Source organism: Proteus sp. CD3 (assembly GCF_008808075.1).
Lineage (GTDB): Bacteria > Pseudomonadota > Gammaproteobacteria > Enterobacterales > Enterobacteriaceae > Proteus > Proteus appendicitidis.
The window spans coordinates 2,767,189-2,779,491 of the sequence record NZ_CP019686.1; the positions used below are offsets into that span (position 1 = coordinate 2,767,189).

7 protein-coding genes are annotated in these 12,303 nt (G+C 33.2%); 5 read left to right on the top strand and 2 right to left on the bottom strand.

Features of this window, described 5'->3' with window-relative positions; genetic code table 11:
• Positions 1-3 precede the first annotated feature (3 nt).
• Genes tssA through BTA34_RS12480 form a run of 4 tightly spaced genes read left to right on the top strand, consistent with a single transcriptional unit; the run spans position 4 to position 8,179 of the window.
• Positions 4-1,458, top strand: a complete 1,455-nt coding sequence (gene tssA, locus BTA34_RS12465; RefSeq protein WP_151435854.1) for a type VI secretion system protein TssA — start codon at positions 4-6, stop codon at positions 1,456-1,458.
• Positions 1,459-1,463: 5 nt separating this feature from the next.
• On the top strand, positions 1,464-5,012 hold the full coding sequence (gene tssM, locus BTA34_RS12470) for a type VI secretion system membrane subunit TssM (RefSeq protein ID WP_151435855.1): 3,549 nt from the start codon (positions 1,464-1,466) through the stop codon (positions 5,010-5,012).
• Positions 5,013-5,051: 39 nt separating this feature from the next.
• On the top strand, positions 5,052-6,383 hold the full coding sequence (locus BTA34_RS12475) for a VasL domain-containing protein (protein WP_151435856.1): 1,332 nt from the start codon (positions 5,052-5,054) through the stop codon (positions 6,381-6,383).
• Positions 6,384-6,442: 59 nt separating this feature from the next.
• A complete protein-coding gene (locus tag BTA34_RS12480) occupies positions 6,443-8,179 on the top strand; it encodes a type VI secretion system baseplate subunit TssF (protein WP_151435857.1) in 1,737 nt (578 codons plus the stop codon).
• A gap of 27 nt (positions 8,180-8,206) precedes the next feature.
• Here BTA34_RS12480 and BTA34_RS12485 read toward each other — a convergent pair whose 3' ends face one another.
• Positions 8,207-9,538 carry a Fic family protein gene (locus BTA34_RS12485; protein ID WP_151435858.1) on the bottom strand — a complete coding sequence of 444 codons (1,332 nt, stop codon included), beginning with the start codon at positions 9,536-9,538 and terminating at the stop codon, positions 8,207-8,209.
• Between the two features lie 930 nt (positions 9,539-10,468).
• Between BTA34_RS12485 and BTA34_RS12490 the strand changes: the two genes are divergently transcribed.
• The gene (locus BTA34_RS12490; protein WP_151435859.1) at positions 10,469-10,777 is read left to right on the top strand and encodes a helix-turn-helix domain-containing protein; all 309 of its coding nucleotides are present in this window, start codon (positions 10,469-10,471) and stop codon (positions 10,775-10,777) included.
• A gap of 140 nt (positions 10,778-10,917) precedes the next feature.
• Here the strand turns inward: BTA34_RS12490 and BTA34_RS12495 are convergent, their stop codons facing one another.
• Positions 10,918-11,457 carry a hypothetical protein gene (locus tag BTA34_RS12495; protein WP_151435860.1) on the bottom strand — a complete coding sequence of 180 codons (540 nt, stop codon included), beginning with the start codon at positions 11,455-11,457 and terminating at the stop codon, positions 10,918-10,920.
• Positions 11,458-12,303: the final 846 nt, after the last annotated feature.

The window sequence follows — 12,303 nt, forward strand, 5'->3', positions numbered from 1 at the left end:
ATAATGACAACAAAAACGCTCTGTACATGGCGAGAACAACTTTTAGCACCTTTGGATGAGGCTAAAATAAGTAGCCAGCTTGATGAAAATAGCGCTGATTGGGAATATATCGAAAGTGAAATGATAAAATTTGGCTCCCTAAGCCATAGCACTTTAGATATTGAGGATATTCAGCGTCGCGCATTACAGCTATTCGCAACACAAACCAAAGACTTTCGCCTATTAGTGCATTTTTTAAGAACACTACAACATGCTGCTATTGCTGAAGAACTCGTTATTGCAGCCACGGTTGCCAGTGCCTATATGCAACATTATTGGGATATCAGCTACCCGAGTAATCCGCGTTTAAAACTACGCTTAGCACAACAAATTCTGAAACGTTTTGAATCAGTCAAAAGCAGTTTTTGCCAACAAGCCACGCCTGAACAACGTGATGATATTTTGGGTGAATTCGCCTATTTAGCACAATTTTGGCACACCAGTCAGCCTAGTTTATCTACGCAAATGGATGAATTAAGCCAAGCGTATCAACATATAGAAAATGCACAAGAATCGACCATTATTGTTGAAGAAAGTGTAAAAGCAGAACCCATTAATGAAGTAAAAACGCCGTCTCAAACACCAGTAAGTGTGACTTCAGAAACAAAGCAACATCACGTTGAAATTAATCAAAGTGACGATCGCCAATGGAAACAGACACTCTTAAAAGTCGCTAGCATTCTTTGTGAACAAGCATCTAATGATGCTATTGGTTATCGCCTACGCCGATATGCCATTTGGCACAATATTCAAACACTTCCGATAAGCGATAAACAAGGTAAAACCCCGTTAGCGGCAGTAGCAATTGATAGAGTAACTGATTACAAAGCGCAACTTGCACAACCGACGCTCACGTTACTCAATCAAATTGAGCAGAGCCTCACATTAGCGCCTTACTGGTTAGATGGTCACTATATTGCGGCTCAAGCCGCTCAATCATTAGGGCTAACTCATATTTCATCAGCTATTGCTCAAGAGCTTTCACTATTTTTAGCTCGATTACCACAGCTTAACCATCTCTATTTCTCTGATATGACACCCTTTATTTCAGAAGAAACTCGCCAATGGCTAAATAGTTTAGAAAGTAAAACGAATAATAAAGCGAGTTCTTCGTTGTCGATCCAAAGTGAGCAACTAGAAATTATGACCTGCTTTGAACAAGAAGGTCTTAATGCTGCGTTATTAATGATTGATAACACCATTTCAATCACAACAGAACCCCGCCAGCGGTTTTATTTGCAGTTACTCTCAGCACAACTTTTTGAAGCCTCAAAGATGAGTTCCATCGCAAATGTTTATTTTAATCAGCTTTATCAAGATGCACTTCGATATTCATTATCAGAGTGGGAACCCAATTTATTAAGTCAATTAGCATCAAAAGCGGAACATCAACAGAACTCGTCTTCTCATAGGGAATAATAATAATGAATTGGTCATTTCTTTCTGGAAAGAAAATAACGGATTTTATAAAAAAAATTTTCTTTGCTGATAAATCAAAAATTAAATCCTTCTTTTTACTTTTTATTGCCTTAATTCCGGCACTATTTGTCATTTGGATTTGGTGGTGGGGAGCTAATTATGAATTTAAAGGGGATTACCCATTAAGATCGCTCAGCGCTCGCTGGCTAGCGACTGTTATCACTATTTTAGTCGTTGTCAGTTGGGTTGGCATTGCAACATGGCTTCGTGTAAGAAAACTTGAAGCTCTAAAATTAGATGTTGAACTCGCTATTGTCGATCCCGTACTTAATGATATTGAGCATCAAAACCGTTATTTAAACTACTGGAAATCGCAATTTATTAAACATCAAAATGGGCATACCAATGCGCTTTATCAAAAGCCTTGGTATTTTGTTCTAGGTACTGATGAAAGTGGCAAAAATACATTATTAAAAAATAGCCTTAATACATTAGATATTGCGCCTATTGAAAATATCGTTAGCGAACAAAAATTACCTTTGCATATAAAAATGTTATTGGCGGATCAAGCTATATTATTAATGCCAGAAGGTAAGTTAATTACGCAACCCAATCTTATTTTAGAAAAACCAAAACTTTATCACCGATTATGGAATGAGTTATTAGTCTGGCTAAATGAACATCGTTCTCGTCAACCAATGAATGGTATTATTCTTACTATTGATACATTACAACTGCTGACAAACGATAAAGAGAAAAATAGCCAATTTATTGCTTCATTGCATATGCGATTACAAGAAATTCGCATCGCTTTTAATAGTCAATTACCTATTTATATCGTGTTTACAAAGCTCGATTTATTACAGGGATTTGACGCTATGTTTCAGTCATTAGAAGCGAAACAGCGTGATGAAATATTAGGTGTAACATTCCGATTAAATAGTGAAAATAATTGGGAAAAAGATCTTAATGCATTTTGGGAACAGTGGGTAAGCCAAATGAATAGCGCCCTTCCTGAAATGATGTTGAATCGCGTTGATGAAAGCCAACGTACTAAGCTATTTAGTTTTATTCGTCAAATCCAAGGGCTAAAAACTAACGTTATTAGTCTGCTTAATGCATTAACGTCCAGTAATAAAGAGCAAGATATTCAATTAAGAGGGGTATACCTCACTTCAGCAACACAAGTTGGTCAAGTTGATAATATCTTTAGTCAAACGGCATCTGTTCAATATCATTTACCAACAGCGCCATTAGCCACTTGGCCTATTGCAGAAACTCATAGCTATTTTACCCAATCACTTTTTCAAAATATTTTGTTATCAGAGCCAAATCTTGCCGCTGAAAGTCAATTTTGGCTTAAAAAACATCGTAGAAAAGTTCTATTAGCTTCCGCTATTAGTGTTGTTGGTATTATCGCTTTATGGAATGGTTGGAGTCATTATTACAGTAAAAACTACCAATCTGGCGAAAATGTACTTAATGAAGTGAAAGCATTTCGCTCTTCAGAAGCGACAATTACCACCAATACAGCAGGAAAAGAGCAACTTGCGGTATTAAATCCGTTATTAGATGCCACATTGGCTTACGGTAATTATCGTGAAAAAAGTGATACTTTTTCTGATCTTGGGTTATACCAAGGCAAGAATGTCGGTCCTTATGTCGAAAATGTTTATCTCCAATTGATAACAGAACATTATTTGCCTTCAATTATGAATTCATTACTGACTGAGTTGAATAAAGCGCCAGCCGGTAGTGAAGAAAAATTAGAGATATTACGCATTATGCGCATGCTTGAAGATAAGAGTGGGCGTAATAATGAGATTGTTGAAAACTTTATGTCCAATTATTGGAGTCGCTTATTTACAGGTCAGAGAGATATTCAATCTCAATTAATGTCACACCTACAATACGCATTGAAACATACCGATTGGCAAACTCAACGCAAAGCGGGTGAAGTAACGGCTATTAATGCTTTTACACCATTTACTCAGCCACTCAATACAGCGCAAAAAGAGTTAAGTCGTTTACCTCTTTATCAACGTGTTTATCAAACATTACGTCTTAAAGCGAACCAAGCTCTCTCATCACCATTAAATATACGTCATCAAGTGGGTCCTAGCTTTGACGCTATTTTTACTGCGATTAATGAAGATAAACTGCAAATGCCTCAACTTCTAACGCTATATGGGTTAACAAACTATTTTACTCAGCATAATGATGAGCTGGTGGATCTGACCTTTTTAGACGCATGGGTATTAAATTTAAATACAAATACTCAATACAGTGAAAGCGACAGAAAAGAGATCCAACGCCAAATCACTGAGCAATATCTAAACGATTACACGGCACAATGGCGTGCCGCTATGAGTAATCTTGAAATAAGAGAATTTGAATCTCTACAAGATGAAATTAATGCATTAGAGCAAATTATTAGCGGTGAACAGCCAATTCGTCGTGCATTACAAGTACTAAGAGATAATACAACATTACCGAAAATAGACAGTTCGTTACCCATTGCTGATCAAAAGGCATTAATGGATGAATTGAAATACAAATTGCTCACTCGATTAGATAAAGAATTTGCACCTCAAACTGAAATTCTTGTCAGCAATAACGGTGAGAATTTACAAAATCTCAATCAGAAATTAAATGAACTTCATCGTTATTTATTAGGTATTTATAACTCACCAGTACCGGGTAAAGCCGCCTTAAAGGCCGTGACATCTCGCCTTGAAGATAATAATCGCGACATTATTTTTGAATTATCTCAATCAGCTAAAACATTACCTGAACCAATGAATCGTTGGGTAGGACAATTAGCAGATCAAGCGTGGAATGTGGTACAAAAAGAAGCTATTCGCTACATGGAGGTTGAGTGGAATGAAACCGTCGTTAAGCAATATAAGACCTACATTATCGGTCGCTATCCGTTTAATGCTGCAACCACACAAGATGTTCCTTTAAGTGAGTTTGAGCGTTTTTTCAAACCGAATGGCACATTAGATAGCTTCTATCAGCAAAATTTACGCCTTTTTGTTGAAAATAACTTAATTGAAAACAGTGATGGTCAATCACTTATTCGCCCTGATGTATTAGAACAACTTGAAATTGCTAATCGAATTAGAAATACGTTTTTTAATGCTCAAGGAAATTTAGAAGCACAATTTGCCATCGAAGCACTTTCTCTCGCGGGTAATAAGCGTCGTAGCATTTTAAATCTTGATGGACAATTACTCGATTATTCACATGGTAGAAGCCATACCGTACATATGGTTTGGCCTAATTCAATGCGTTCAAATGTTGAGAGCAAGCTTACCTTAGTGCCTATTTCTGGAGATAAATCACCACGAGCTATCTTATTTAATGGGCCATGGGCGCAAATGCGACTCATTAATGGGGGCAAACTTACCAATATTAAACTGCATTCTTTCGATGTGAAATTCACCCTTGATGGCGGTGATATGACATATCGGATCACAATCGATGAATCTAATAATCCATTCTTTGGTGGATTATTTACCCGCTTCAAATTACCAGAAACCCTTTATTAACTGATTTCCCCTCATATTTATGAGGGGATAGGATATTTCATGAATACGCCAAAAGAAAAATTTGTGATAAAAATTGCAGGTTCTCCTTTAGATATCCCTGAATTTATCGCATTAAAAGCGGAATTTAATAAACTTAATCATCCTTCTCAACCTGAGATCAGTTGGACGCTTATTGAATCTCTCTCATTAACGTTATTTAAAACCCATGGTATCGATTTACAGAGTGGCGTTTATTACACGCTGGCTCGTCTTCATCTAAATGGATTAAATGGTTTTACTGAAGGATGCGAGTTACTCGCCAATATAGTGGTCAGCCAATGGGATAATCTATGGCCCACTCAACCAAATCATCGGTGTGATGTTTTAAATTGGTTTAATACCAAAGCCGGTGCTTTATTACGTCAATTAACATTCTCGCCTACTGATTTGCGTTTAATTTATCGCTCAGAAAGAGCTTTGCAATTAATTATCGATCAACTTGCCCATACGGATTGGCCTAAATTACCGAAGCTAGAAAACTTACTTTGGTTTTTTCAAAATGCAGCGAAAACCTTAGAACAAAATACAAAAAGTTCAACTCAAAAAAGTAGCAATAATGCCGTTAAGATCCCGCCTATTGTCTATATCAGCGCATCTGATGAACTGAAAGAAAATAACGTTTCTAAACCTAATCCTATCGCCGAAGTTGTTTTATATGACGATCCGCCTATTGAGAAAAAACCAATGAGTGCAAAAAAAGGCTTTTTTATTGGATTATTAAGTAGCAGTGCTATTTTTGTTGCTATTAGTGTGGCTATTTATCTACCAATGCAAAAAGAACTCTCCGCAATTACTGCTCAACCTGAAGGTGCTATTACACAGTGGTTATATCAACCTAATATCAGTTCATACGCAAATAATCTTATTTTAATGGAAAAACAGTCTCCTATATTTGCACTAAGAAAATCGGAGCATATGTTGGATGTGGCTAAAAAGCTTTGGCCTAATAATGCTGATCAATCTTACGCAACACGACAATGGCAAAATATCCTTACTACACGATTAGAAAATACCCCCATTGACAGTAGCTGGTCTGATACGAATAAATTAATTCAACAGCTTTCCGATAGAATTGTTCAACAAGAGCGTAACAGAGGAAGCTTTACTCTTTCGTATTTAAAAACAGCAGTTTATGAAATACAAAAAAGCCACAATAAAGCAGTGCCTATTGAAAATAAACTGTATCTATTTTCACAAGAAATAAGTAAAGAGCGGTCTATTTCTCCCGCATTAATTAATAATCTCGATGCAGATATTAATGGATTATTGGCTCGATATTATCTTCTTCAAAAAGAAGCTGAAGAGTTAGGATTAAAGCCTTATTCATATTAAAAATAACCAGAATTCATGACAGATATTATTTATTATTAAAGGGTCGATATTAAATTAACATGAGTGAAATTAAATATTTAAAAGAAAGGCAATACCTGCAAAAACTGGCTAGATCCTACGCACAAAAAAAACCGCATTTAGCGGAAGTTTTAGAGCCAGATGATCCTCAAACTAGCTATTTAATGGAGGGATTCGCCTTTCTTTCTGCTCACTTGCAAGAAAAGATTGATGATGCATTCCCTGAAATCACACTCCCTTTATTACAACGTCTTGGCTCTCAAGCAATAAAAGGGTTACCATCAACATCAATAATTCAAATCAGTTGTGATAAAGAGATTAACTACAGCTATTACATTCCTAAAAATAGTAGTGCTTTAGGCAGTAATAATGAGTGTTTTTCAACTTGTCGCGATTTATATATTGAACCTTATTCTCTTATTGAAAAACAAGTAACACATCAACCTAATAAAAGTTGTATCTCTTTAACTTTTGCCTACCTTGGCGATATAGAGCAAATACAATCTTGCTCGCTAAATTTATTTCTTAGCCCAATCAAGAATATTGCAGATACCCTATTACTTGGATTAACTCAGCATTTTGACTATATTGAACTAAAACATGCGGATCAAAGTTATCATGGTGATAACGCAACGTTTTGTTTTAAATCTCAAATTGGTAAAGATTATCCTATTTTTCCACAATCAGAAAATACGCCGAAAGCGCCACAACAATTATTAGAGGGGTTGTATCTTCCTCACGTTCACCATTTTATCAGTTTAGATATTCCCACTATTATTAAACAACTCGATTGGGCGAAAAGCACTCAATTTACAGTTAGTATTTATTTAAATAAGCAAATTTCATTAACAGAAGAGCAATGCCAAGACTGTTTTTTACTCAACTGTATTCCCACAGTTGATAAAGAGAAAGATCATACAGTTATCATTGATTTCCAAGAGAATAAATCATCTTATTTACTGCCTATTCCAGATAACCATTATCTTTCAAGTTTATCTGAAATCATGCTTTCATTAGAGCCACATGAAAAAGAGCGTGGTATTTATTGTCATTTTTATTCGATAACTGAGTTAACATCAGCATCTCGTCTATTGCCTCAATATCAAAATTCCCTTTTTTATTCATTAACTATCGATAAAGATATCACAGGGAGAACATTCTATACGGTTCATTTCTATGACAATAAAGGTGAAGAACTTATCTCGCCACCAAGCCTACATTTTTCCTGTACTTATATTGGTTTTGAAAGATATAAAGATAACAGCATTGGTGTGTTGAATGCACATAGTGAAAATATGCCTGATAATTTATTGATCAAAAATATCACACCGCTATCAGAATGTTTTCCACCTATTGTTGATGATAAGTGTTATTGGCATTTGTTGTCACATTATAGTGCTAACGCTTTTATGCTAATGTCGATTACAACCATAAAAAATATGTTAAGTGATTATTTAATTTATACAGAATTAGATAAACAAGTTACAAGGAAAATAAAAAAATCCTTGGATGGCTGTATTGATTTAGATAGTCAGACTTATGATTTTATTTTAAAAGGCAAGCCACACCGTTGTTTATCTTTAATATTAACACTAGATACTGATTATTTTGATAATGAAGGTGATGCGTTTATTTTTGTTTCTCATCTTTATCATTTTTTCCCATTCTGCTTATCTGAGAATATGTTATTGGAAATGAAAATTAAATTTAAAGATGATGAAAAAATAAAATGGTTTTTATCACCTTCCCCACTAAAAGGTTATAAGTCGTTATTATAATTATAAAAAAGCCCTTAAAGGGCTTTTTTATAGTTTATTTTTCAAGTCAGCAGGAGCTATATAATGAGTAGTACGTCCTTCTTTTATTGAAAGAAATAATTTCATTTTCTCTAGATCTCTAAGTAATTTTCTTGCCGTATTCTCACTAACACCATATATATTCATAATAGATTTAACTGTAAATATATGCCCAGGTTCCTTAATGCCTTTTTTAATAAGATCTTTTTGAATAAAATTAAATTTAAATTTGTATTTTGACTCATCTAAGATATTAGAAACATCATAGAATTCTTTTGTTTTTACTCTTAAATATTCTTGTAATTCATCAACTGCATTTAGAATAACACTAATATTGAAATCAATAAAATAAGTCAAATCGCCATAATCTTTTTGAACACTAAGATATGACATTCCATAATCTTTATGATTTTCTTTGATTATCTTACTTATTGATATGTATTCAAATATATCATACCTATTTTTCAACATGAACCAGTAAAATATCGCTCTTGCCGTCCTACCATTACCATCTCTAAAGGCATGTTCATAACCCAGCATGAAATGGAGAATAATTGCTTTAATAACAGGAGGTATGAATTTATTATTATTCTCACCATTATGTTCTTTATTAGCAAAATCACATAATAACTCTAGTCTCGTTTCTAATTCTTTATAGTTTGGTGGATAATATAAGGGATTATCATCATTTCCTATATAAATATCATTACTACATCTAAATTCACCCGGAATATTGTCATTTTCTGATACGCTATGAGTTGCAATACTATGAAATTCTAATAATAAATCCCTTGTTAATGGTTCTTCTTTTCGCTTATCAGCGAGTCTTAATAATATATAGTTATTAAGGATCATTCTTTCATCAGGGGTACTAGGGGTTAATTCTTCCTCTAGCATTTTTTTTGCATCAGCTCTCGTCGTAGCAGCGCCTTCTAATTGGGCACTTGTAATGGCTTCTTCCATAAGTAACGAAGATACCAAATAATTTTCTTGAATGTTGCTTGATGCTTCAGGATCTGCAATCGCAGTCATTTTGCTAGTACCAAATTGCACAATTTTATGAAGCTTTGGTTCTAGTAAATCAGGAATACAAAAGGAAAACTCATTGCCATTCTTATCAAATAAGCCTATTCCTTTTTTTATTTGATCTCTGAGAAATTTTACTGCATACCAAATATTTTGAGCTTCTTTACTTGGCACTCTCCATTTCAATTTATACCAAGGCAAGTACCTTCCTTTTTCATCAACAATTCCATATTTACTGAGGTATGGACTGATTTTAGAAAAATCAAAAGTCTCATAATCAACTCTAGGTGATTGTTCTACAGGATGTTTTGCCATAATACCTCAATTTTTAAATTTTGATGTGAAATAAGTATGGCAGTAAATATCCTTCAAGGTCAATACGTAAAAACAGTATTCTCTACTCTAGACTTATAAAACTTAATAATGTGACAAACAAATACTTGGTTATGATATTAATATCTTAATGCTAACAATCAATATCCAACATAATTTTCAGAATAACTAATATGTAAGCAATTATCATATTTATAAATCTGAAGATATTGTTCATTATTCCTTAATTTAAGATTTCCATAATAAACTGGAAAGTCTAATTTATCGGTATATTCTTTTAATTGTTGATATGCCTTATTCCAATCGTTAATAGAATAAAATGTCACACTTCCCTCTCTAAGACCTCTATCAATAATTCCATCACCAGTAAAAAAATAATCATTTGATATTCTAGGTACTGATTTAATCACAAATAAAGTATTCAGATAATAAGAAAATACATTGTATTTATTATATAATATAATCAAATACCCTTTTTAATATTTTATTTCTACTTCTTTGACATTATTCATATTCTATTTAAGACCTGATTACAATAATCTTATAAATACTGAAATAGCGTGCCTTTTTGTGCTTAACCCAGAACTTGCAGTAGGATCACCAACACCGAAAGCCTCGGCTAAAATATCAGGATCTAATAGTGACTAAGTTATGCAAAATGGTGCCTTCTATTCTTACTAATCTCCAATTAAATCATATTATTCTTAATTAACACGCCTATCAAGTCATTAACAAACAAAAATACTGTTAAAAACTAATGTAATTTACCTAATTATTTGATTTGGGTAAAACGGTTTAAATCTTTTAATAAATAAAAATTGATAGATATTAACTATTAATAGGCTATTTTTGATCGTTTATATCGATCTTTAAGTATTTTTACGGTAACCTCTTTTAAAAAGAGGGATTGATATGAGTTCAATTAATATTGTTGTAGGTCAGAGAATTAAACAGAAAAGAAAGCAATTAAAAATAACAGGTATCGAGATGGGAAGAAGGCTTGGTATCAGTCAGCAACACTATTCACGTTTGGAAAATGGACATCTGAAAATAACCGTCGATCAGCTTATTGCTATTGCTTTAATATTAGGAATATCGCCACAAAGTTTGTTGGTGACACCTGAAATAATGTCCCCAATGTTAAATGCTTGCACTGAAACAGTTTTATCATCAAATGAGATTTTTGTATTAAGAAATAAGAAGCGCCGCAATCTTAGATAAAATACAGTAATATCATTTAGCGCTATCTAATATTATATTTTAACTATTCTAGCTAAATAGATCGCAATTTTTCATTTTCTTTTATTCAAATATCATCCATTTATAAAATCAATCGATTGATTTGTTGTTAAAATAAAGAATCAATTGTTAATCCCTTTAACGATTGTATATTTTAATAGAATTTTTGGGGCATTAGATAATTTTCGATTAGATCCTTCCATCAAATAAGCTGCTATTTCTTCTGATGATAAATCATCAACTTCTTCAAGATTAAAATACTCATCTGGCCAATAAATAAGATCTGAAGAAAAAGCTTTAAAGTTTATCTCGAGTAAATTCATTGCATAAGAATGTTCAGATTCACTGCCTTCTGCTAAACAGATGAAATCAACAATACTAATTAACTCTTCATAAGTCAGATCATCTAAATACTTCGCCTGATTAAAAGCTATTTTTGTAAACTCTTTTGCACTTGTCCAAGAATTGTAGTCACGAAAATCAGAAAACTCACAAGGCGTTATTACTTGTGCATTCCAATTTCTTATCATGGTGTTAAGTTCGGGATCATTTTCAGTTGCACCATTATCGATTTTAACAGTTATCTTCTGTAGTAAATCGATCAATTCATTGAGTTTAGCTTTGCTGACTTTTTTTGGTTTTAATCGGTTAGGTAAAGGCATTTTTTATTCCATTTATATTATTTGCATTAAATCTGTCTACTTTAATCTTTTTTAGTAAAAAGTCATTATAAAACATTAAATTATTTAATAAATAAACAAATGAATTATTGATTTATGGAATATGCTTAGAAAGCATCGTATTTATTAATATTTTATTTTAATAATGTCATCTAGAATATTCATAATATTATTTTTCAAATTCATCCTTTAACTTTATTTACTCGTATACCTATATTTCATACATCAATATTTAGAACTATTAGGCTAGGCATGATTTTTAAATCCATGACGAAGTTCAATTTGAAGTAATAGTACAAAACCAGTAGAGAGAGTTAGAAAAAAGTAAAGCTGGCGAAAATGCTTCGTGAAAAGAGTACCAAGAAAGTCTGTGAGTATTTAGTAAGGTGATTTATTCATACTTAACCAAACATGCACGCCAAATAGACAGCATTTTCGGAGCTAGCGTCCCAAATACGACACAACTGTGAAAAATAGAGAATTTGAAATGAATGTAACTACTTGATTGGAAATTTGATTTGAAATGGTACCCCTACAGGATTAAATATAAAACCATACCATACTGATTATTAACACTTTAAATTCATTCAATTTCGTTCCATGCCCCCAATTATGCCCCCTTTTTATTTTGTGACTCAATAATTAAAGGGTTCAGGATCCAGTTTTCTCAAAGCTACTAGCATTGCAAAAATATCATCAATAGTAATTTTATTGCAGGTAACAAAACACCAACCAGAAATAACCCTCCCTGTAACCTGCCCGTATTTTTTATGATTCCGTTTCAAACGGAGCGATAACAATCGTAAAATATTTATCATCTGATAGGTA

Bases quoted from the DNA above. Each gene is read 5' to 3' on its own strand.
- BTA34_RS12495 (WP_151435860.1), bottom strand. From the start codon at position 11,457: ATGCCTTTACCTAACCGATTAAAACCAAAAAAAGTCAGCAAAGCTAAA.
- BTA34_RS12490 (WP_151435859.1), top strand. From the start codon at position 10,469: ATGAGTTCAATTAATATTGTTGTAGGTCAGAGAATTAAACAGAAAAGA.
- BTA34_RS12480 (WP_151435857.1), top strand. From the start codon at position 6,443: ATGAGTGAAATTAAATATTTAAAAGAAAGGCAATACCTGCAAAAACTG.
- BTA34_RS12485 (WP_151435858.1), bottom strand. From the start codon at position 9,538: ATGGCAAAACATCCTGTAGAACAATCACCTAGAGTTGATTATGAGACT.
- tssM (WP_151435855.1), top strand. From the start codon at position 1,464: ATGAATTGGTCATTTCTTTCTGGAAAGAAAATAACGGATTTTATAAAA.
- tssA (WP_151435854.1), top strand. From the start codon at position 4: ATGACAACAAAAACGCTCTGTACATGGCGAGAACAACTTTTAGCACCT.
- BTA34_RS12475 (WP_151435856.1), top strand. From the start codon at position 5,052: ATGAATACGCCAAAAGAAAAATTTGTGATAAAAATTGCAGGTTCTCCT.